This window comes from Streptomyces sp. DS1-CR2 (genome assembly GCF_055760475.1).
On record NZ_CM147085.1, the window covers coordinates 2,024,654 to 2,044,850 of the forward strand.

Here is a 20,197-nt window from a genome sequence, read left to right on the forward strand (position 1 = left end):
GGTTGGTTTGGCGGATGGTCCCCGTCCACGACTCGGAGACGATTCGTCTCAGGATTGGGACGCAAAGTGCCAAAGACCGAGTCTAACGGGGGTGGGGTGTGCCGATGCGCCCGTGGGGCCCGCTCAGGCGCCCACCCGTCGCCCGCCACCGCCCCATTCGACGCTGCGCGGCTGCTCAGGTCAGATACGCCGGGGCCCCCACGGGCAACGTAAATCGGAACTGGGCGCCGCCGCCGGGCCCGCGGCCGACCGTGATCGTTCCGCCGTGGGCCTCGACGATGCCCTTGACGATGTACAGGCCGAGTCCGGTGCCGCCGCGCTTGCTGCCCCGCCAGAAGCGGGTGAAGACGCGGTTCATGGACTCCTCCGGGATGCCGGGCCCCTCGTCGCTCACGGTGACCGACGTGCCGGCGCACTCCCGCTCGCGGGGTGATGCCGAGGGCATGACGTCGATGGTGACCGCTCCCTCGCCGTGGCGCACGGCATTTTCCAGAAGGTTGCTGAGCACCTGGTCGACCTTGTCCGGATCGGCCCAGAGGGCAGGCAGCGGCTGTTCGACGCGGACGAGGAAGCGGTCGGCCGGCTGTCCTGAGGCGACGTGGGCCTGGATGTGGCGGCCCACGGCGGCGCCGATGTCGACGGGCTGGCGGCGCACTTCGAGGCGGCCGGAGTCGATGCGGGAGATGTCGAGGAGCTCGGCGATGAGCCGTGTGACGCGGTTTGCGTCGGCGTCGACGGTCTCCAGCATCAGTTTCTTCTGGTCGTCGGTGAAACGCTCCCACTTCGCGAGCAAGGTCGCGGTGAAGCCCTTCACCGACGTGAGGGGCGAGCGCAGCTCGTGGGCGACGGTCGCGATCAGCTCGGCGTGGCTGCGCTCGGTACGGCGGCGGGCCTCGGTGTCACGGAGGGAGACGACGACGCGGCGGACGGGACCGGTGGGCGCGGTGCGGACATAGCGCGCGGAGACGAGGACCTCTCGCCCGCCGGGGAGCAGCAGATTCCGCTCGGGCTGGGCGAAGCGGGTGGCGAGGCCGCCGTACGGGTCGGTCAGCTGCCACCAGCGGCGGCCTTCGAGGTCCTCTAAGGGGAGTGCGCGCTCCAAGGGATGGCCGAGGGCGTCGGCCGCGGGGACGGCGGTGATGCGGACGGCCGCCGCGTTGAAGCAGATGACGTGCCCGCTCTCGTCGGCGATGACGAGTCCGTCGGGCAGGTCGTCGGGGTCGAGGCCGGTGTCGGCGAGGGTGGTGAGGTCGTCGGGGCCGCTTCGGGGCGCGGGCGGGCGCAGGGTGTCCCGTGCCCCCGGTGCTCTGCTCGTGCCGACGCTCATATCCCCGTATCCCGCCTCTCGGAAGGACGCTGTGGCCTCCGAGCTCGCCACACTACTAGCTGGGGGTGACGGAACGGCACCCTCCGGGGGCTCGCTGTGCACGCGCGGAGGCGTACAGGCAGACGGCGGCGGCGGTGGCGAGGTTCAGGCTCTCGGCCTTGCCGTGGATCGGCACGCGCACGACGGCGTCGGCGAGCTCGCGCGTCTCCTCGGGGAGCCCCCAGGCCTCGTTGCCGAAGATCCAGGCGGTGGGGGTGCCCATGGTGCCGCGGTCGAGCTCGGTGTCGAGGTCGTCCTCCCCCGCGCCGTCGGCGGCGAGGATGCGTACGCCCGCGTCCTTGAGCCCTTGCACGGCCCGTTCCACGGGTACGCCGACGGCGACCGGCAGATGGAACAGCGAACCGACGGACGCCCGCACGGACTTGGGGTTGTACAGGTCGACGGACGCGTCGGTCAGGACGACGGCGTCGGCGCCCGCGGCGTCGGCGCAGCGCAGCACGGTGCCGGCGTTGCCGGGGTCGCGGACGTTGGCGAGGACCGCGACGAGCTGGGGGCGGGCGGCGAGGACGTCCTCGAACGGGGTGTCCAGGAAGCGGCAGACACCGACGAGGCCCTGCGGGGTGACGGTCGTCGAGATGTCGGCGATGACGTCCTCGTCGGCGAGGTGCAGCCGGGCGCCGGCGTCGCGCGCCTCCGCGACGATGTCGGCGTAGCGCTCGGCGGCGTCGAGGGTCGCAAACAGCTCGACGAGGGTGTCCGCGTGCCCGGCGGCCTCCCGCACGGCCTGTGGCCCCTCGGCCAGGAACAGCCGCTCCTTGCCCCGGAAGTTGCGCTTGGCAAGCCGCCGCGCGGCACTGACGCGGGGCGACTTGGGAGAGATCAACTCGGGGGCGGCGGCCATTAACTCACCTTCGAAGGGGGAAAGGGGGCGGGACACATGCGCCCCTGAAAGGGGCGCGGGGAACTGCGCGACAAGCCCCCACGACCCGCAGAGATCAACGGACGCACTCGGACCCGCAAGCCAATGACTTGCGGGTCCGATAAGGCATCCAGCTAAACGCGGAGCGTCACGCAGCCTTGGGCGCGTTCACGTCGGCCGGAAGGGCCTTCTGCGCAACCTCGACGAGCGCGGCGAACGCGTTCGCGTCGTTGACGGCCAGCTCGGCGAGGATCTTGCGGTCCACCTCGATGTTGGCGGCCTTCAGACCCTGGATGAGGCGGTTGTACGTCATGCCGTTCTGGCGGGCAGCGGCGTTGATGCGCTGGATCCACAGCTGACGGAAGTCGCCCTTGCGCTTCTTGCGGTCGTTGTAGTTGTAGACCAGGGAGTGGGTGACCTGCTCCTTGGCCTTGCGGTACAGGCGCGACCGCTGGCCACGGTAACCGCTGGCCGCCTCGAGGATCGCCCGACGCTTCTTGTGGGCGTTTACTGCCCGCTTGACGCGTGCCACTTGTTAACTCCTTGTAGCGGGGCCGTGGTTGGACTCACACGGCCCGAATTCGATTGGGTCCCGGTCAAAGCTCCGGCGCGCTGGTGCGCGCCGGGACTCACTTGCCGAGAAGCTTCTTGATCTTCTTGGCGTCGCCCGGGGCCAGCTCGACCGTGCCGGTGAGGCGGCGCGTCACGCGGGACGACTTGTGCTCGAGCAGGTGGCGCTTGCCGGCGCGCTCACGGAGCACCTTGCCGGAGCCGGTGATCTTGAAGCGCTTGCTGGCACCGCTGTGCGTCTTGTTCTTCGGCATAGCGCCGTTCTCTCCTCGTCAGTGGCGTTCCCCTGCCGGTCCGGGGTGCGGACCGGCATACGGAACGTCCAGATGTATCGATGGGTATCCGGTCCGTACGGGCTGTACGTGACTGGATCAGGCCTCGGCGGAAGCCTCGGCCGTGGCGTCTTCGGCAGGGGCTTCGTCGGTCGCCTCGGCCGGGGCCTCGGACTCCGGCTCCGCGGCGTCGTCGCTGGCCCGCTGGGTGCGGCCGTGCGTCGGCTGCGCCTTCTGCTCGGCCTTGCGGGCCTCCTGGGCCTCACGAGCCTCGGCCATGGCCTCGGTCTTCTTCTTGTGGGGACCCAGAACCATGATCATGTTGCGGCCGTCCTGCTTCGGGTTCGACTCGATGAACCCGAGGTCCTCGACGTCCGAAGCGAGACGCTGCAGCAGTCGGTAGCCGAGTTCCGGCCTGGACTGCTCGCGACCACGGAACATGATCGTGATCTTGACCTTGTCGCCCTGCTTGAGGAACCGGACGACATGACCCTTCTTGGTGTCATAGTCGTGCGGGTCGATCTTCGGCCGGAGCTTCATCTCCTTGATGACCGTGTGCGCCTGGTTCTTGCGCGCCTCACGGGCCTTCATGGCCGACTCGTACTTGAACTTCCCGTAGTCCATGAGCTTGCAGACAGGCGGACGGGCTGTCGCCGCCACCTCGACGAGGTCGAGGTCGTACTCCTGAGCGAGCTCAAGGGCCTTGGCAAGCGGAACAATCCCGACCTGCTCGCCGCTGGGACCGACAAGTCGCACTTCGGGAACGCGAATCCGGTCGTTGATGCGGGGCTCGGCGCTGATGGATCCTCCTCGGTAGCACCACACGACGGTCTGGCGGACCGCCGCGTAACGTCTGTTTCGTAAGTACCAACCGCACCGAAACACAAAAAATGCCCCGGACGGTACACAGGCGGGGCTCCAAGGACTACCGGAGCACCGGCACGGGTGACCGTGGGGCGCACATCGGACGGCTCCATCGTCCGTACGGAACGATGGGGGCCGTCTGACCGGTGACCCGCCGCCCCTGAGGAGCGGCCAGGTGGGAGATCGGAGCCTCCACTTGTGGGCCGGTCACTCAAGCCAGTGGCATGCGTGTCCGGCCGGTCGTTACACAAGGTTAGCAGCTCCCGGGGGGTGGGCCCAACCGAGTGCGCGGGCGGCATATCGTGGGGCCCATGAATGACGCCACCCCCGCCGCCGAAAACACTGACTACGACGCCCTGACCCGGGACATCGCCGAGGTCCCCGCCGTCGAGGTGATCGTGACGGTCGCGGTCAACCTGATGAGCGCCGCCGCGGTGAAGCTCGGCCTCACCGAGGAGGGCGACGCCCACAAGGACCTCGACGAGGCCCGCAAGCTCGTACACGCCCTCGCCGGTCTGCTCGACGCGAGCACGACCGAGATCAGCTCGTTCCACGCGGCGCCGCTGCGCGACGGTTTGAAGTCGCTGCAGCTGGCGTTCCGCGAGGCGTCCTTCGTGCCTGACGAGCCGGGCCAGGGCCCCGGCGAGAAGTACACGGGCCCGGTCTACGGCTGATCGTTCCGGTAGTTCACACGCGTACGTAGAGGGGCTCGCCGGGTGGCGTGGTCTCGGCCGGCAGGAGTGCCAGGTCGAGGCCCCGCACCAGGCGGGCCCTCAGTGTTTCGTCGGCGGCGATGCGCGCGGCGACGGCACGGGCGGTCTCGGCGGGGGCGGCCGACGGGTCGAGGACGAGAGCGAGGATGCCGTCGGCGCTGCCCGGGCCCAGGTGGGCGCGGAGCACGCCGGGCTCGGCGGCGACGGCGGCGCGGATCGCCTCCGCGACGGCCGGGTCGGCGAGGGGGTCGACGCTGGTGCGGCCCTCGTTCGCGGCGCGCAGGGCGGCGCCGCTGAGCTCGTAGGCGACCGGGCCCGCGAGGTCGATGACGACGGTGTCGGCCTGCTCGTGGGCGGCGGCCTGGAGCGCCTGGTGCAGGGGCACGGCGACGGGGCGGGCCTCGGGGTCCCACAGGGCGAGGGCCGCGGTGGACGTGAACGCGGGCAGGGCCTTGCGGTCGCCGGCCTTGAGGGTGGGCACGGCCATGTCGCTGGTCTTCTCGCGGCGCAGCCCGCCCTCCCGTCTCCCACCACCGCCCTTGTTCGGAGCTTCGCGCACCTCCTCACTGTCCTCCTCGACTTCGCCGAGCACGGCGACGATGGGGACGAGGAGCCGTGCTTCCTTGAGCGCCGCGAGGACCGGGCCGTGCGCCGTGCGGTCCTCGGCCCACGCGGCGAGGGCCGCGCTCAGTCGCGGGTCCGCGGAGCCGTCGTCGTCGGAGAAGCCGGGGTCGGGAATGTTCTTGTTCGCCACGTTCACCGACCCTACCGACCTGGCGGCGCGATCTTCTCAGCGGACCCTGAGCCTGGTCTCACGGTGCGCACAGGACAGGCACCGAGCATCCGGGCATGCACCGGAACGGACTCGCGGCGTGGGCCGCCCTTCTCACGGGAACGCTCGCGGGGACCCTCATAGGCTGCTCGCCGGGCGGGGCGGGGCAGCCGGTTCCGGTCGCCGCCACGGCGTCAGCGTCCGCTTCCGGTTCCGGTTCCGGTTCCGGTTCCGGGGAGGCGTCCGCACCCGTATCCGAAGAGGAGGTCTCCGTGGACCGTGACGACGCGCTCGCGAAGGCGCTGAAGCCGCTGCTTCCGGACGGTGACGCGCGGGTCTCGGTGGCGGTCGCCGCGCTCGACGGGCAGGCGGACGGCGCGGTGTACGACGGCGCCTGCGCGTTCGACACCGCGAGCATCGTCAAGGTCGACATCCTCGTGGCGCTGCTGCTGCGGGCGCAGGACGCAGGGCGGGCGCTGACCTCGCAGGAGCGCGCGTACGCGACGGCGATGATCGAGAACAGTGACAACGCGTCCGCGACGGCCCTGTGGGAGGCGATCGGCGGCGCGGACGGGCTCGACGCGGCGAACCTGACGCTGGGTCTGACCGGGACGAGGGCGGGCGCGGGCGGCGAGTGGGGTCTGACGCAGACGACGGCGGCGGACCAACTGACGTTGCTGCGCGCCGTGTTCGGCGCGCAGGGCACGGACTCAGAGCTGAGCGAGGCGTCACGCGCGTACGTCGTCGGGCTGATGGGGCGGACCGAGGCGGATCAGCGGTGGGGCGTGTCCGCGGCGGCCGACTCCGCGTCCGGGTGCGCGCTGAAGAACGGGTGGCTGCCGCGCAGCACGACCGGGCTGTGGGACATCAACAGCGTCGGGCGGGTGTCCGTGGGCGGGAAGCGGTATCTGGTCTCGGTGCTCTCCGACGGCAATGCGACCAAGGAGGCAGGGGTGGCGCTCGTGGAGGGGGTCGCGAAGGCGGCCGTCTCCGTGCTCACCGGCTGACGCTCAGAGGACCGTGCGACGCCCGCGCCACAGACAGACGGCGGCCGCGAGGAGCACGACGCCGAGGCCGCCCGCGACGGGGCCCACCCAGCCGGTGCCCGCGTCGTCGTCGGGGGTGTCGGGGCCCGTGCCGAAGAACTTCTCCGCGTACGTGGCCGAGCGCAGGCCCTCCGGCTTGAGGGAGTCGCCCTTGCGGATCGCAGCGGCCGGGTCGACGAAGCCGAAACCGAGGGAGTCGTCGCGGCCGCCGGAGGGGGCGTCGCGGGCGGTGTCCTCCAGGAGCTGCTTGATCTGCGCGGGCGTGAGCCCCGGGTGGGCGGCGCGGACCAGCGCGACGGCACCGGACACGAAGGCCGAGGCGGCGCTGGTGCCCCAGCCCGAGTAGTACGTGCGGTCGGGGTCGGCGATCGCGATGGCGTTGCCGGGGGCGCTGACGGTGGCGTACCAGCGGCGCGTGGAGAAGGGGGCGCGGTGGAGATAGCGGTCGACGGCCGTGGCCGTGATCACTCCGGGGTACGCGGCCGGGTACGAGATGTGGTCGCCCTTCTTGCCGCCGTTGCCCGCTGAGGCGACGACGACGGAGCCCTTCTTCAGGGCGTACTGGACGGCGGCGTCCTCGGTGGCTTCCGGGTGGGCGGTGGCGGAGTCGTCTCCGAGGGAGAGGTTGATGACGTCGGCGCCGTGGTCGGCGGCCCAGCGGATGCCGTCGGCGAGTGCGCTGCCCCGGCTGGAGCGGGCTTCCTTACGGGCCGGGTCGCCGTCCTCGAGGATCACGCGGACGGGAAGGATCTTCGCCTCGGGGGCGATGCCGAGTACGCCGTCGTCGCCGCCCGGGCCGTGGCCGTGGCCGGCGATGATCCCGGCCATGGCGGTGCCGTGCCGGGCCCAGGAGCGGTCGCCCCGCTCGGCGCCGAAGCCGACGAGGTCCTTGAGGGGCAGGACGTTGCCCTTGAGGTCGGGGTGGGTGTCGTCCACGCCGGTGTCGAGGACGGCGACGGTGATGCCCTTGCCCTTGGTCGTGCGCCAGGCCTCCTCGGTGTGCATCGCGTCCAGGCCCCACTGCTGTGCGCGGATGGAGTCGGCGTGGGCGGTGGTCGACGGGAGCAGCGCGAGGGCCGCGGCGGCCGTGAGCGCGGTGGCGGCGTTCCGCCAGGCGGCGGCCGTGCGGGTCAAGACGGCTCCTCGGTGGCCTTGGCGACGGCGGCGCGCAGGCTTCGTTCGACGCGGTCGGCGATGCCCTGGGCCTCGAAGCCGAGGCCGGCCTGCGCGGGGGTCGTGACGCTGCCGGACTTCATGGCCTCGGCGGCGGGCTGCGGGTCGGTGACGGTACGGGCGTCGGCGAAGCCGGAGACGGCGTAGGCGACGACGGGGGCGTCGGTGAGGACGGAGATGGTCCAGGAGGCGCGCTGGGCGTCGCCGAACCCGGCGGCGAGGGTGCCCTTCGCCGCGTACGGGCGGGGCACGAGGTCGGTCCTGCGGTCGAGGCCGTCCTCGGTGAACCGGGTGCGCAGCGCCTTCATGGCCTCCGTGTCCGCCTTGGTGAACAGCAGGCCGACGGTGGTGACATGGCTGCGGGTGGCGTCGGTGTAGGTGGCGCGCAGGAGGCGCAGGCAGCCGGCGGGCCTGAGGGCCTTCTGCAGCAGTGGGTCGAAGGCGTTCTCGCATGTGCTGTCCGGGGCGACGGCGATACGGGTCCAGGTGCGGTCGGCGCCGCCGGGTCCCGCTCCGTCGCCCTTGATGACGGGCGGGAACAGCCGGTCGACGGGGACGCTGTGCCAGAGGGTGCCCGCGGCGGCGTACGAGCTCGGTGAGCCGATGCTGCCGCCGCTGTCGCCGGTCAGCCAACTCCCGGTCGCCGCACCGCCGATGAGGCCGAGCCCGAGCACGGCGCAGGCCGCGGCGGCCGCGACGCGGGGGCGTATCCGGGAGCCGATGGGGCGCAGGCGGGTTGTGCTGTCGTCGTACGAGGCCGGGCGGGCGAAGAACACGAAGGGGCGGCCGGTGCCGGGCCCCGGAGTGAGGTCGACGGCCCCGACGGGGCGCCTTCCGACGGGGGGCTCGCCCGGGATGCGCGGCGGCGCGGCGGTGCGGGGGACGGTGGCGTGCGGTTCGCCGGGGGTGCGCGGCGGCGTGGCGGGGCGGCTCGGGACCGCTGCGGGGGGCGCGGCGGGGCGGGGCGGGGGCGTGCCGTCGGGGCTCTGCGCGGCGGTGTCCCTGATCCGGCGCAGCCGGGTCGTGGTCTCCGTCGGGCGCTCGGGCGGCAGGGGGCCGGGGTGCGCCGGCCGGCCGGACACGGGGGCCGCGGGCGCGCCCGGCACGGGCGGGGTGTCCGGAAAGCGGGCCGAAGCCGGGGGCGGCGGAGGCGTGTGGTCCGGCGCCGGGATGTGCGCGGGGCGCGGGGGTATCGACGTGTCTGGGCCAGCGGAGGCATCGGCCAACTCGTCACGCGGCGTGGGCGGCTGGGAGGGGCGCGGCGGGATCGGCGCGCGGCGCGCTTGCGTGCTCATGCCTCCCCGTTTCCGTCCCGTTCTCGTCCTGCGTGCGCGTCACTCTACGGGCTGACGCGGCTTCGCAGGGAACCCGTACCGCAGGTCAGGACGATCTGCCCGGATCCTCCCCCTACCCCGCGGTAATCGTGTCTGGCAGGCTTCGGTCATGACACCCCGCGCAGCCGACAGGGCCCGCTACGACCGGGCCACCGCTCATCTCGACGCCCCGGTCGCGATCGTCGATCTGGACGCGTTCGACGCCAACGCGGACGACATGCTGCGGCGGGCGGGCGGCAAGCCGATCCGCGTCGCGAGCAAGTCGGTGCGCTGTCGCGCGCTGCTCGAACGGGTCCTGGCCAGGGACGGTTTCGCCGGGATCATGTCGTTCACGCTCGCGGAGTCCCTGTGGCTGGCGCGGTCCGGTTTCGAGGACGTGCTGCTCGCGTATCCGTCGGCGGACCGGGGCGCTTTCGCGGAGCTCGCGCACGACCCGAAACTGGCGGCGGCGGTCACGGTGATGGTCGACGACCCGGCCCAGCTGCGGCTGATCGACGACGCGCGGGACGGCGGGCGCGAGGAGATCAGGGTCTGTCTGGAACTGGACACCTCGTGGCAGGTGCTCGGCGGGCGCGTGCGGGTCGGCGCCCGCCGCTCCCCGCTCCGCTCCCCCGCCCAAGTCGCCGACATGGCACGCGCCGTGGCCCGGCGGCCGGGGTTCCGGCTCGTGGGCGTGATGGCGTACGAGGGTCATGTCGCGGGTGTCGGTGACGCGGTCGCGGGGCGGCCGGTGCGGTCGCGGGCGATCCGGCTGATGCAGGCGGCGGCCCGCAAGGAGCTGGCGGTCAGGCGGGGCGAAGTGGTGCGCGCGGTACGGACGGTGGCGCCGGATCTGGAGTTCGTGAACGGCGGCGGCACGGGCAGTGTGCAGCACACCGCGGCCGAGCCCGCGGTGACCGAGATCGCGGCGGGGTCAGGGCTCTATGTGCCGCGCCTGTTCGACAACTACACGTCGTTCACGGGCCGGCCCGCCGCCCTGTTCGCGCAGCCCGTGGTGCGCAGGCCGGGCGTCGGGGTCGTGACCGTGCTCGGCGGCGGCTACCCGGCGTCGGGCGCCGCGGGAGCCGACCGGCTGCCGGTGCCGTATCTCCCCGAGGGCCTGCGCTACGACCCCCAGGAGGGCCCGGGCGAGGTGCAGACACCGCTGCTCGGGGCGCCCGCCGACGATCTGCTGATCGGCGACAAGGTGTGGTTCCGGCACGCGAAGGCCGGCGAGCTGTGCGAGCGGTTCGACGTGCTGCGCCTGGTGGAGGGCGACACGGTGACGGCGACCGTGCCGACGTACCGCGGCGAGGGCTACACGTTCCTCTGAGGATTTTGGGACGGTCTACGGCGTGACGGTGGGGCCGATGCTGCTGCCCACTCCGCCGTCGGACCCGCTGTCGCCCGCCGCCCTGATGCCCTTGACGATGCGGTCCATGTCGGAGAGCGGTGGCGCGTCCTGGCCGGCGTCGACGGTGATGCGGACCGTCACCAGGGACTCGGAGCCGGCGCTGGAGGGGAAGACGACGGACTGGACGTAACCGCCGGGCCCCTTCGCGGTCTTCACCTTCCAGCGGACGAGGTAGCCGGCGCGCCCGGCGACCGCGGTCTGGCGGGCGGCGATCTGCTGGTGCGACTCGATGCCGCCGAAGGGCTGCTGGTTGATGCCGTTCTCGTCGTACGAGGCGTCTGCGGCGTCCTTGATGTCCCGTTTGGCGATGACTTCGGGTGAGGTCTCGTCGGTCCCGGTGACGGTGCGGGAGACGACGGTGCCGTGCCGGCACAGGCCCGAGTCGCCGGGGCAGTCGTAGGTGCGCGGGGTGGTGATCAGCATGTCGTCGTCGACGACGTTCTCGGCCTTCTGCCAGCCGTCGAGGACGGGGAGCGTGATGCCGTTGAGCTGGTCGACGGCGGTGGACGCGTCCTCGGTGGGGGTGGGCTCGGCGCTGCTCGCCGTGGCGGTCGGGTCCGTGGGTGTCGGGGTGCTCGAGGCGGGTGACGTGCGGGTCTTGGGGGCGTCGTCGCCGCGGCCGAGCAGGACGGCGCCGGTGGCGATGGAGGCGACGAGCACGATCCCGGCGGCGGCCAGGGCGATGGTCTTCACGCGGCGGCCCGGTGCGGCGGGCGGGCGCTGCGGGCCCGTGGCCGGGAGCGGGGGCTCGACGGGCGGCCCGAAAGCCTGTGGCCCGGCCGGGGTGTTCTGCGGCTGCCGTCGGTGCTCGGTCCACGCGGCCCCGTCCCACCAGCGCTCGGTGGGCGCAGCCGCGGGGTCCGGGTACCAGCCGGGCGGTGGCGTCATGCTCATCCCGGCACTCTAAGTTGTGCGGTGAAGGTCAGTACACCGAGTCCGCCTGGTCCGGCACGACGGAGCCGTCCGGGCGCAGGACCGGGCCGAAGCCGCCCTCGGGCTTGTTGTACGCGGCGGTGGAGCAGGGGTAGCTGCCGGACTTGCGCGGGAGCGGTTCGATGAACATGGGGTTCACGACCCAGCGTCCGTCGGCGTTGTCGTAGGCGCGGCACATCACCTCGTTCTTGTTGCGGTTGAGCACGAGGTGCGCGCCGGTGGCGTCGCCGACGAAGGTGACGTCGGTGTCTGCGTCCCCGCCGCCGAGCGCGATGCGCTTGCCCCAACGCTGCTTCTCCCAGGTGGACTTGCCCTTGACATGGAAGATGTCCTGGTTGATCCAGCAGCGCTTGCCGTCGATGTACGGGATGGCTTCGCCCTGGGTGCGTCCGACGCCGCCGCAGCCTTCGTTGTACGTGGTGATGCGGCCCTTGCTGTCGAGGACGGAGCGGATGGCGATGGTGTGGGCACGGTCGATGCCGACGCCGCCCGGGCCGCGCGACCACACCTCGGTCACGGGCTCGGATCCGGCCGACACGATGTAGACGTCGAACCCCGCCTTCTGCAGCGTGCGGATGAGGTCGCGCTGCTGCTCGTAGTAGCGGACGTAGCCGGGGATGGTGTGCGTGCCGAGGGTCTGGGTCGAGCCGACGGGGGCGGCGAGGGTCTCGCGGCGAGCCTGTGCCGCGTACGACTCCAGTTCGGGAACGGTGTGTCCGGCGAAGAGCTGTGGCACCCAGGCGTACTGGGGCACGGTGCGGCGATGGTTCCACTCGCCGGCGAACGCGGCCGCTCCGCTCATGGTTCTGCCGGATTCACGGATGTTGAAGATCTCGTCGGTGCAGTCGGTGTCGGTGGACGTCGGCAGGGGTGCGCCGACGGGGACGGCGGTGCCGCACGCGGCGGTGAGAGCCTTGTCGGCGTCGTCGGTGAGCCACTTGCTGGTCTTCTTCCAGCTCGCGGGCCGCAGGATCTTGTCGTGCTTGAGCGACCAGGCGATCGTCGCGTCGGTGACGTCGTTCTTGGAGACGGTGTTGTCCCAGTCGAACGCGGCGACGGGGCGGGGGCCGTGGTGGCCTGCGCAGGTCCCGCGCTCGTCGATCACGCGCTGGAGCCTGGCCCGGTTCTGCCCGTACCACGGCAGCTTCTCCGAGAGCTGCGGGCAGGCCCGGTCGGTGGTGGGAGCGGACGTGGCGGCGGCCGCAGGAGAGACGAGAGCCGTGGCCACCAGGGCGGTGACCACGGCTGAAGTCCACGCGGCAACATCTCTGTTACGCATGCCTGGGGACCGTACACCTCCATGAGGTGTGGCCTACAGAGGCGTGACGTACGCCCCCGAGATACCGCCGTCGACGAGGAAGTCGGTGGCGTTCACGAACGAGGAGTCGTCGCTCGCGAGGAAGGCCACGGCGGCGGCGATCTCGTCGGCGTCCGCGAAGCGGCCGACCGGGATGTGGACGAGGCGGCGCCCGGCACGCTCGGGGTCCTTGGCGAACAGCTCCTGGAGGAGCGGGGTGTTGACCGGGCCCGGGCACAGGGCGTTGACCCTGATGCCCTCGCGGGCGAACTGCACACCGAGCTCGCGGGACATGGCGAGGACGCCGCCCTTGGAGGCCGTGTACGAGATCTGGGAGGTCGCCGCGCCCATGCGCGCCACGAACGAGGCGGTGTTGATGATGGAGCCCTTGCCCTGCTGCCGCATGTAGGGGATGGCGGCCTTGCAGCACAGGAAGACCGAGGTGAGGTTGACCTCCTGGACGCGCTTCCAGGCCTCGAGGCCCGTGTCCAGGATGGAGTCGTCGTCGGGGGGCGAGATCCCGGCGTTGTTGAAGGCGATGTCGACCGAGCCGTAGGTGTCGAACGCGGTCTTGAAGAGGGCCTCGACCTGCTCGGCGTCGGTGACGTCGGCCTGGACGAAGGTGCCACCGACGTCTTCGGCGGCCTTCTTGCCGGCGCTCTCGTCGATGTCGGCACAGACCACGTTCGCGCCCTCGGAGGCGAGGCGGCGGGCAGTGGCGAGGCCGATGCCGCTGCCGGCTCCGGTGATGACGGCGGTGCGGCCGACGAGGCGGCGGCAGATGTTCTCTGTCACTGTGCGGGACCCTCCGTGCTGATGAAGACGTTCTTGGTTTCGGTGAAGGCGGTGAGGGCGTCGGGGCCCAGTTCGCGGCCGACGCCGGACTGCTTGTACCCGCCGAACGGGGTCGAGTAGCGGACGCTCGAGTGGGAGTTGACCGACAGGTTCCCGGCGCGGACCGCCCCGGCGACGCGCAGGGCGCGCCCCACGTCCCTCGTCCACAGGGATCCGGAGAGCCCGTACGTGGTGGCGTTGGCGAGCCGGATCGCGTCGGCCTCGTCGTCGAAGGGCAGGACGACGGCGACGGGCCCGAAGACCTCCTCGGCCGCGGCGGGCGCGTCGGGTGCCGTCTCGGTGAGGACAGTCGGCGGGAACCAGAATCCGGCACCCCCGGGGGCGCTGCCCCGCATGGCCGCCGCTCCGCCGTCGACGTACGAACGGACCCGTTCCAGCTGGGACTTGGAGATGAGCGGGCCCATCTGGGTGTTCTCGTCGGCGGGGTCGCCGACGACGACCGACTCGATCGCGGGCGCGAGCAGGCCGAGGAACCGGTCGTACACGGAACGCTGTACCAGGATGCGGGTGCGGGCGCAGCAGTCCTGGCCGGCGTTGTCGAGGAACGACATGGGGGTCGCGGCGGCGGCCGCCTCGATGTCGGCGTCGGCGAAGACGATGTTCGGGCTCTTGCCGCCGAGTTCGAGGGTCACGCGCTTCACCTGGCCGGCGCACTTGGCCATGATCTGTTTGCCGACGCGGGTGGAGCCGGTGAACACGATCTTGGCGATGCCCGGGTGCTCGACGAGGGCGGCTCCCGCCACGTCTCCCGCGCCGGGCAGGACCTGGAAGAGGTACTCGGGAAGCCCTGCTTCCAGGGCGAGTTCGGCGAGGCGGAGCGCGGTGAGCGGGGTCGCCTCGGCGGGCTTGAGGATCACCGCGTTCCCGGCGGCGAGGGCCGGGGCCGTGCCCCACGCGGCGATCGGCATGGGGAAGTTCCAGGGCGCGATGACCCCGACGACGCCGAGGGGTTCGAGGATCGTGATGTCGAGACCGCCGGCGACGGGGATCTGCCGCCCGGTGAGGCGCTCCACTCCCCCGGCCGCGTAGTCGAGCAGGTCGCGGACGTTGCCGGCCTCCCAGCGGGCGTTGCCGATGGTGTGCCCGGCCTCGCGCACCTCCAGGCGGGCCAGTTCCTCGACGTGCTCGTCGACGACGGCGGCGAAGCGGCGCAGGAGGCGGGCCCGGTCGGCGGGGGCCGCGGCCGCCCAGTCGCGCTGTGCCCGGTGGGCCCGCAGCACCGCGGTGTCGACCTGCTCGCGGGAGGTCGCGTGGATCGTGGCGATGACTTCTTCGGTCGCCGGGTTGAGGATGTCGTGCACGCTAGAGCCTTTCGAACGACCTGCGGAGTTCCCAGTCGGTGACGGCTGCGTCGAACGCCTCCAGTTCGACGCGCGCCATGTTGCGGTAGTGCGCGACGACCTCGTCGCCGAACGCGGCCTTGGCGACGGGGCTGGTCTCCCACAGCTCGGCGGCCTCGCGCAGCGTCGTGGGAACGTGCTCGTACTCGCCGGTGTAGGCGTTTCCGGTGCACTCCTCGGGCAGTTCGAGCTTCTGCTCGATGCCGTACAGGCCGGCGGCCACGAGTCCGGCGACCGCGAGGTGCGGGTTGACGTCACCGCCGGGCAGGCGGTTCTCGAAGCGCATCGAGCGGCCGTGGCCGACGACGCGGAGCGCACAGGTGCGGTTGTCGTAGCCCCAGGCGGCGGCGGTCGGCGCGAAGGAGCCCGGCTGGAACCGCTTGTACGAGTTGATGTTGGGCGCGTAGAGCAGCGAGAAGTCACGCAGCGCGGCGAGCTGGCCCGCGAGGAAGTGCCGCATCACCGGCGACATCCCGCCGGGGTCGTCCGCGGTCCCCGCCATGACGTTGGTGCCGTCGGCATCCTGGAGGGAGAGGTGGATGTGACAGGAGTTGCCCTCGCGCTCGTTGAACTTGGCCATGAAGGTGAGCGAGACACCCTCCTGGGCCGCGATCTCCTTGGCGCCCGTCTTGTAGATGGCGTGCTGGTCGCAGGTGACGAGGGCCTCGTCGTAGCGGAACACGATCTCGTGCTGGCCCGGATTGCACTCGCCCTTGGCGGACTCGACGACGAGGCCGGCCGCCGCCATGTCGTTGCGGATGCGGCGCAGGAGCGGCTCGATGCGGCCGGTGCCGAGGACCGAGTAGTCGATGTTGTACTGATTGGCCGGGGTGAGGTTCTTGTAGCCCGCGTCCCAGGCCTGCTCGTAGGTGTCCTTGAAGACGATGAACTCGAGCTCCGTGCCGACGTGGGCGGTGTAGCCGAGTTCGGCGAGCCGGTCGAGCTGGCGGCGCAGGATCTGCCGGGGCGCGGCCACGACGGGCGAGGCGTCGTTCCACGCCAGGTCCGCGATGAGCATCGCGGTGCCGTCGTTCCAGGGGACGCGGCGCAGGGTGGAGAGGTCGGCGTGCATGGCGAAGTCGCCGTAGCCGCGGTCCCAGGAGGACATCTCGTATCCGTCGACCGTGTTCATCTCGGTGTCGACGGCGAGGAGGTAGTTGCAGCCCTCCGTGCCGTGGGCGAGGACCTCGTCGAGGAAGAAGCGGGCGGCGAACCGCTTGCCCTGCAGCCGCCCTTGCATATCGGGGAAGGCCAGGACGACAGTGTCGATCTCTCCGCTCTCGACAAGGGACGTGAGCTCCTCGACGCCGAGCGGGGGTGTGCGGTCTGCCACGGGAAGGCCTCCTTCGGGCTTCTTCGGTCAGCCGGAAGCCATAAGGTATTGCGGAGAACCATTGCTTGGGAAGGGGGTACGGCCATATGTCGCACACCGATGACGAGGACCGGCTCACGCCGGTGCTGCGGCCCGTGCGGGCGGGCAACGGATTCGAGGAGGCCCTGGAGCAGATCCTCCAGGTCGTCCGGCTCGGCCTGGTACCTGGGGGTGAACGCCTGCCGTCCGAACGGGAGTTGGCGGACCGGCTCGGGATCAGCAGGGTGACGCTGCGGGAGGTCCTGAAGGTGCTCCAGGACCAGGGTCTGGTCGAGTCGCGGCGCGGGCGCTACGGCGGCACGTTCGTGGTGGCGCGCACGGACGCGCCGGGCGAGGACGAGCTGCGCCGGCGCCTCAAGGACGTCGACGTCGAGGACGCGCTGCGTTTCCGCGAGGTCCTGGAGGTCGGAGCGGCCGGCCTGTGCGCCGCGCACGGCCTCACCGACGAACAGACCGAACGGCTGCGCGACGCCCTCGCGCGCACCCATGACGCACCCCTCGCCGACTACCGCCGCCTCGACACGCTGCTCCATCTCACGCTCGCCGAGCTGTGCGGGTCACCCTCGCTCACGGCTCAGTACGCGTCGGTGCGCGCGACGGTGAACGACCTCCTCGACTGCATCCCGCTGTTGGTACGGAATCTGGAGCATTCGCAGCGCCAGCACACGGCCCTGGTGGAGGCGGTGCTCGACGGGGACGCGGACGGGGCACGGGAGATGATGCGCGAGCACTGCGCCGGCACGGCCGCTCTCCTGCGGGGCTTCCTGACCTGAGCCGGCGATTAACCGGCGCGTAACGCAGGGGTCTTGATTTCTTCGGGCGCCCCCGGCAAAGGTATGGATCCACTCCATTGAGCATCCACCGTACGACGGGGAGCCCGCGCCATGACCTTGGACACCCAGAACACCCGCCCCACCGGTGATACGGGGGACGACTATCTGGAACGCAGAACGCTGCGCCGCGGCAGCGCGGGCTGGCTGCTCCTGACCGGGCTCGGCGTCGCGTACGTCGTCTCCGGCGACTACTCGGGCTGGAACTTCGGCCTGGCGCAGGGCGGCTTCGGCGGCCTCGGGATCGCGATGGCCCTGATGGGCGTCATGTACGCGTGCATGGTGTTCTCGCTGGCCGAGCTGTCCTCGGTGCTGCCCACGGCGGGCGGCGGCTACGGCTTCGCGCGGCGGGCGCTGGGCCCCTGGGGCGGCTTCCTCACCGGCACGGCGATCCTCATCGAGTACGTCCTCGCGCCGGCCGCCATCTCAATCTTCATCGGCGACTACGTCGAGTCGCTCGGCCTGTTCGGCCTGACCTCCGGCTGGCCGGTCTACCTGGCCTGCTTCCTCGTCTTCATCGGCATCCACCTGTGGGGCGTGGGCGAGGCGCTGCGCTTCAGCTTCGTGGTCACCGGCATCGCGGTCGCGGCGCTGCTCGTCTTCGCGGCCGCCGCGTTCACCGACTTCGACGCGTCGAGGCTCAACGACATCCCCGTGGACACCGGCGCGTTCGGCGCCAACTCCTGGCTTCCGATGGGCCTGTTGGGCATCTGGTCGGCGTTCCCGTTCGGCATGTGGTTCTTCCTGGGTGTGGAGGGCGTGCCGCTCGCGGCCGAGGAGACCAAGGACCCGGCGCGCACCCTGCCGCGCGCCATCCGCTGGTCCATGGCGATCCTCGTCGTGCTCGCCGTCCTCACCTTCCTCGCCTCCTCCGGGGCGCGCGGTTCGGCCGCGATCCAGGAGGCGGGCAACCCGCTCGTCGAGGCGCTCCAGCCCGGTGGCAAGGCGACCGCGCTGAGCCGCATCGTGAACTACGCGGGGCTCGCGGGCCTGGTGGCGTCGTTCTTCTCGCTCATCTACGCGGGCTCGCGCCAGCTCTTCGCGCTCTCCCGCGCGGGCTACCTCCCTCGCTTCCTCTCGCTCACCAGCCGGCGCAAGGCGCCCTACCTCGGCCTGCTCGTGCCGGGCGCGATCGGCTTCGCACTGGCGGCCGCGACGGGCGACGGTGCCCGCATGCTGAACGTCGCGGTGTTCGGCGCCACGATCTCGTACGCTCTGATGTCCCTGTCGCACATCGTGCTGCGGCGCCGGGAACCGGGCCTCGAGCGGCCGTACCGCACTCCGGGCGGCGTGCTCACGTCCTCCGTGGCGCTGGTCCTCGCGTGCGCGGCGCTGGTCGCCACCTTCCTGGTGGACGTCACGGCGGCGCTGATCGCGCTCGGGGTGTACGCGGTGGCGATCGGGTACTTCGGGGCCTACAGCCGCAGGCATCTGGTGGCGCGGGCCCCCGAGGAGGAGTTCGCGGCGCTCGCGGCGGCAGAGGCCGAACTGGAACGGGACTGACCATGGCGAGGGAGCACGGGCACATGATGGGCAGGCCGCTGATCGGGGTCAGCACCTACTTGGAGGCGAAGGCGAGCTGGGGCGTGTGGGAGCTGCCCGCCGCGCTGCTGCCTGCCGGGTACCCGCGGCTCGTGCAGTCCGCGGGCGGCCTCGCCGCGATGGTCCCGCCGGACGACCCCATGTACGCGCCCTCGGTGGTCGCCCGGCTCGACGGGCTCGTCGTCGCGGGCGGGCCCGACGTGGAGCCGGGCCGCTACGGCGCCGAGCGCGAGGACCGCACGGGGCCGCCCGCGGTGGAGCGGGACGCGTGGGAACTGGCCCTGATCCGTGCGGCGTTGGCGTCCGGCAAGCCACTGCTCGGCATCTGCCGGGGCATGCAGCTCCTGAACGTGGCGCTCGGCGGCACGCTCACCCAGCACATCGAGGGACACGTCAAGGACATCGGCGTCTTCGGGAAGCACGCGGTGACGCCCGTGCCCGGCACGCGGTACGGCGAGCTGGTGCCCGAGGAGTCGGACGTGCCGACGTACCACCATCAGGCGGTCGACCGGCTCGGCCGGGGTCTGGTCGCGTCGGCGCACGCGGCGGACGGCACGGTCGAGGCGGTCGAACTCCAGGGCCTCACCTGGGTGCTCGGCGTGCAGTGGCACCCCGAGATGGGCGAGGACGCACGCGTCATGGCCGGCCTGATACGCGCGGCGGCGCGGGGCGGCTCCTGACGTCACGCGTGATGCTCAGGCCGGTCCGCGGGTGAGCGCGAGCAGCTCCCTGGCCGGCCCCACCGGGCGGTGACCGGTCGGCCAGACCGCCCGCAGGTCCCTGCGCAGCCGTACGCCTTCGAGCGGGATCTCGACGAGTCTGCGGGCGGCGAGCTCCTCGCCGACGGCCAGCTCGCTCAGGACGGAGGGGCCCGCGCCGCTCACCGCGGCCGCCTTCACCGCGGTCGTCGACGACAGCTCGATGAGGGGGCGGGCCAGGCCGCCGAGGGCCGCATCGAGGACCTGGCGGGTGCCCGAGCCGCGCTCGCGCAGGATGAGCGGGGTGGCCGCCAGCTCGTCGGCCGAGAGCGGCTTCCTGCGCCGGGCCCACGGGTGTCCGGGGGCGGTGACCACGATGAGCCGGTCGTGGGCGATGACGGCGGCGTCCAGACCCGCGGGGACCGCGAGGCCCTCGACGAAGCCGACGTCCGCGTCGCCGGACAGCAGGCGCTCGGCGACCGCGGCCGAGTTGCCCGCGTGGAGCGACACCGCCGTGTCGGGGCGCTCCGCGCGCAGCGCGAGCAGCCAGTTCGGCAGCAGGTACTCGGCGATCGTCATGCTCGCGGCGACCCGCAGCCGCGAGTCACGGCGGTCGCGCAGCGCCTGCGCCCCCACGTCGAAGGCCGCCGCCGCCTCGACGATCCGGCGCGCCCAGTCCGTGACGAGCGCGCCCGCGTCGGTGAGCCGTGAGCCGCGCGGCGACCGGTCGACCAGGGCGACCCCGAGCTGGCGTTCCATGGAGCGGATCCGGCTGCTGGCCGCGGGCTGCGTGATGCCCACCTCTTGGGCGGCCCGGCCGAGGCTGCCGAGCCGCGCCACGGCGAGGAGGAGTTCCAGGGCGCCGAGATCCGGGACCCGGTGGGCGAGCCCCGCCCCGGTCGTCGAACCCTCCGCCGCACCCGCCGTATCGCCACTCATAAATCCAG

At 72.0% G+C, this 20,197-nt stretch carries 20 protein-coding genes; 6 read left to right on the plus strand and 14 right to left on the minus strand.

Translation table 11 applies throughout. From position 1 onward, the window contains the following. Nucleotides 1-175 precede the first annotated feature (175 nt). The 5 genes from ACY0PA_RS10090 to infC form a co-directional block, all read right to left on the minus strand. Nucleotides 176-1,327, minus strand: a complete 1,152-nt coding sequence (locus ACY0PA_RS10090) for a sensor histidine kinase (RefSeq protein ID WP_473084315.1) — start codon at nt 1,325-1,327, stop codon at nt 176-178. A gap of 55 nt (nt 1,328-1,382) precedes the next feature. After that, nucleotides 1,383-2,228, minus strand: coding sequence for a TrmH family RNA methyltransferase (locus tag ACY0PA_RS10095; protein WP_473084316.1), 846 nt, complete (start codon nt 2,226-2,228; stop codon nt 1,383-1,385). A gap of 166 nt (nt 2,229-2,394) precedes the next feature. After that, nucleotides 2,395-2,778, minus strand: coding sequence for a 50S ribosomal protein L20 (gene rplT, locus ACY0PA_RS10100; RefSeq protein ID WP_037628363.1), 384 nt, complete (start codon nt 2,776-2,778; stop codon nt 2,395-2,397). A 97-nt stretch (nt 2,779-2,875) separates the two neighbouring features. Beyond that, nucleotides 2,876-3,070 (minus strand): 50S ribosomal protein L35, encoded by a 195-nt coding sequence (gene rpmI, locus ACY0PA_RS10105; RefSeq protein WP_100597076.1) that lies wholly within the window; start codon nt 3,068-3,070, stop codon nt 2,876-2,878. 117 nt (nt 3,071-3,187) lie between these two features. Further along, nucleotides 3,188-3,913, minus strand: a complete 726-nt coding sequence (gene infC, locus ACY0PA_RS10110) for a translation initiation factor IF-3 (RefSeq protein ID WP_473084317.1) — start codon at nt 3,911-3,913, stop codon at nt 3,188-3,190. A 350-nt stretch (nt 3,914-4,263) separates the two neighbouring features. On the opposite strand from infC, the gene ACY0PA_RS10115 reads away from it, so the two are divergent. Next, the gene (locus ACY0PA_RS10115; RefSeq protein WP_100597078.1) at nt 4,264-4,626 is read left to right on the plus strand and encodes a DUF1844 domain-containing protein; all 363 of its coding nucleotides are present in this window, start codon (nt 4,264-4,266) and stop codon (nt 4,624-4,626) included. A 13-nt stretch (nt 4,627-4,639) separates the two neighbouring features. Here ACY0PA_RS10115 and ACY0PA_RS10120 read toward each other — a convergent pair whose 3' ends face one another. After that, nucleotides 4,640-5,419 carry an SseB family protein gene (locus ACY0PA_RS10120; RefSeq protein WP_473084318.1) on the minus strand — a complete coding sequence of 260 codons (780 nt, stop codon included), beginning with the start codon at nt 5,417-5,419 and terminating at the stop codon, nt 4,640-4,642. A gap of 95 nt (nt 5,420-5,514) precedes the next feature. On the opposite strand from ACY0PA_RS10120, the gene ACY0PA_RS10125 reads away from it, so the two are divergent. Further along, nucleotides 5,515-6,444, plus strand: a complete 930-nt coding sequence (locus ACY0PA_RS10125; protein ID WP_473084319.1) for a serine hydrolase — start codon at nt 5,515-5,517, stop codon at nt 6,442-6,444. Between the two features lie 3 nt (nt 6,445-6,447). Here the strand turns inward: ACY0PA_RS10125 and mycP are convergent, their stop codons facing one another. Then, complete coding sequence (gene mycP, locus ACY0PA_RS10130) at nt 6,448-7,617, minus strand: type VII secretion-associated serine protease mycosin (RefSeq protein ID WP_473084320.1); 1,170 nt, start codon at nt 7,615-7,617, stop codon at nt 6,448-6,450. Further along, on the minus strand, nt 7,614-8,951 hold the full coding sequence (locus ACY0PA_RS10135; protein ID WP_473084321.1) for a hypothetical protein: 1,338 nt from the start codon (nt 8,949-8,951) through the stop codon (nt 7,614-7,616). The genes mycP and ACY0PA_RS10135 overlap by 4 nt, the downstream gene beginning before the upstream one ends. 148 nt (nt 8,952-9,099) lie before the next feature. Here ACY0PA_RS10135 and ACY0PA_RS10140 point away from each other — a divergent pair, with 148 nt between their 5' ends. Continuing rightward, nucleotides 9,100-10,302 (plus strand): amino acid deaminase/aldolase, encoded by a 1,203-nt coding sequence (locus tag ACY0PA_RS10140; protein WP_473084322.1) that lies wholly within the window; start codon nt 9,100-9,102, stop codon nt 10,300-10,302. 15 nt (nt 10,303-10,317) lie between these two features. Here the strand turns inward: ACY0PA_RS10140 and ACY0PA_RS10145 are convergent, their stop codons facing one another. The 5 genes from ACY0PA_RS10145 to ACY0PA_RS10165 are packed head-to-tail and all read right to left on the minus strand — an operon-like array spanning nt 10,318 to nt 16,141. After that, nucleotides 10,318-11,277 (minus strand): DUF2510 domain-containing protein, encoded by a 960-nt coding sequence (locus tag ACY0PA_RS10145; RefSeq protein WP_473084323.1) that lies wholly within the window; start codon nt 11,275-11,277, stop codon nt 10,318-10,320. Nucleotides 11,278-11,305: 28 nt separating this feature from the next. Beyond that, nucleotides 11,306-12,595 (minus strand): HAD family hydrolase, encoded by a 1,290-nt coding sequence (locus ACY0PA_RS10150; protein WP_473084324.1) that lies wholly within the window; start codon nt 12,593-12,595, stop codon nt 11,306-11,308. A gap of 33 nt (nt 12,596-12,628) precedes the next feature. Continuing rightward, on the minus strand, nt 12,629-13,408 hold the full coding sequence (locus tag ACY0PA_RS10155) for a 3-oxoacyl-ACP reductase (RefSeq protein ID WP_473084325.1): 780 nt from the start codon (nt 13,406-13,408) through the stop codon (nt 12,629-12,631). After that, on the minus strand, nt 13,405-14,769 hold the full coding sequence (locus tag ACY0PA_RS10160; RefSeq protein WP_473084326.1) for an aldehyde dehydrogenase family protein: 1,365 nt from the start codon (nt 14,767-14,769) through the stop codon (nt 13,405-13,407). Before ACY0PA_RS10160 ends, ACY0PA_RS10155 begins: the two co-directional genes overlap by 4 nt. Nucleotide 14,770: 1 nt before the next feature. Then, the gene (locus tag ACY0PA_RS10165) at nt 14,771-16,141 is read right to left on the minus strand and encodes a glutamine synthetase family protein (RefSeq protein WP_326776629.1); all 1,371 of its coding nucleotides are present in this window, start codon (nt 16,139-16,141) and stop codon (nt 14,771-14,773) included. An 86-nt stretch (nt 16,142-16,227) separates the two neighbouring features. Here ACY0PA_RS10165 and ACY0PA_RS10170 point away from each other — a divergent pair, with 86 nt between their 5' ends. The 3 genes from ACY0PA_RS10170 to ACY0PA_RS10180 all read left to right on the plus strand — a co-directional run bounded on the left by ACY0PA_RS10170 (nt 16,228) and on the right by ACY0PA_RS10180 (nt 19,232). Continuing rightward, nucleotides 16,228-16,953, plus strand: coding sequence for a FadR/GntR family transcriptional regulator (locus ACY0PA_RS10170; protein ID WP_473084327.1), 726 nt, complete (start codon nt 16,228-16,230; stop codon nt 16,951-16,953). A 111-nt stretch (nt 16,954-17,064) separates the two neighbouring features. After that, nucleotides 17,065-18,513, plus strand: coding sequence for an ethanolamine permease (gene eat, locus ACY0PA_RS10175; RefSeq protein ID WP_473084328.1), 1,449 nt, complete (start codon nt 17,065-17,067; stop codon nt 18,511-18,513). 26 nt (nt 18,514-18,539) lie between these two features. Continuing rightward, nucleotides 18,540-19,232, plus strand: coding sequence for a gamma-glutamyl-gamma-aminobutyrate hydrolase family protein (locus tag ACY0PA_RS10180; RefSeq protein ID WP_473086281.1), 693 nt, complete (start codon nt 18,540-18,542; stop codon nt 19,230-19,232). Between the two features lie 15 nt (nt 19,233-19,247). Here ACY0PA_RS10180 and ACY0PA_RS10185 read toward each other — a convergent pair whose 3' ends face one another. Beyond that, the gene (locus ACY0PA_RS10185) at nt 19,248-20,189 is read right to left on the minus strand and encodes a LysR family transcriptional regulator (protein ID WP_473084329.1); all 942 of its coding nucleotides are present in this window, start codon (nt 20,187-20,189) and stop codon (nt 19,248-19,250) included. Nucleotides 20,190-20,197 lie beyond the last annotated feature (8 nt).

Coding starts and splice junctions, on each gene's coding strand:
- ACY0PA_RS10090 (WP_473084315.1), bottom strand. CDS start 1,327: ATGAGCGTCGGCACGAGCAGAGCACCGGGGGCACGGGACACCCTGCGC.
- ACY0PA_RS10135 (WP_473084321.1), bottom strand. CDS start 8,951: ATGAGCACGCAAGCGCGCCGCGCGCCGATCCCGCCGCGCCCCTCCCAG.
- ACY0PA_RS10170 (WP_473084327.1), top strand. CDS start 16,228: ATGTCGCACACCGATGACGAGGACCGGCTCACGCCGGTGCTGCGGCCC.
- rpmI (WP_100597076.1), bottom strand. CDS start 3,070: ATGCCGAAGAACAAGACGCACAGCGGTGCCAGCAAGCGCTTCAAGATC.
- ACY0PA_RS10125 (WP_473084319.1), top strand. CDS start 5,515: ATGCACCGGAACGGACTCGCGGCGTGGGCCGCCCTTCTCACGGGAACG.
- ACY0PA_RS10145 (WP_473084323.1), bottom strand. CDS start 11,277: ATGAGCATGACGCCACCGCCCGGCTGGTACCCGGACCCCGCGGCTGCG.
- eat (WP_473084328.1), top strand. CDS start 17,065: ATGACCTTGGACACCCAGAACACCCGCCCCACCGGTGATACGGGGGAC.
- ACY0PA_RS10115 (WP_100597078.1), top strand. CDS start 4,264: ATGAATGACGCCACCCCCGCCGCCGAAAACACTGACTACGACGCCCTG.
- ACY0PA_RS10150 (WP_473084324.1), bottom strand. CDS start 12,595: ATGCGTAACAGAGATGTTGCCGCGTGGACTTCAGCCGTGGTCACCGCC.
- ACY0PA_RS10140 (WP_473084322.1), top strand. CDS start 9,100: ATGACACCCCGCGCAGCCGACAGGGCCCGCTACGACCGGGCCACCGCT.
- ACY0PA_RS10095 (WP_473084316.1), bottom strand. CDS start 2,228: ATGGCCGCCGCCCCCGAGTTGATCTCTCCCAAGTCGCCCCGCGTCAGT.
- ACY0PA_RS10180 (WP_473086281.1), top strand. CDS start 18,540: ATGGGCAGGCCGCTGATCGGGGTCAGCACCTACTTGGAGGCGAAGGCG.
- ACY0PA_RS10185 (WP_473084329.1), bottom strand. CDS start 20,189: ATGAGTGGCGATACGGCGGGTGCGGCGGAGGGTTCGACGACCGGGGCG.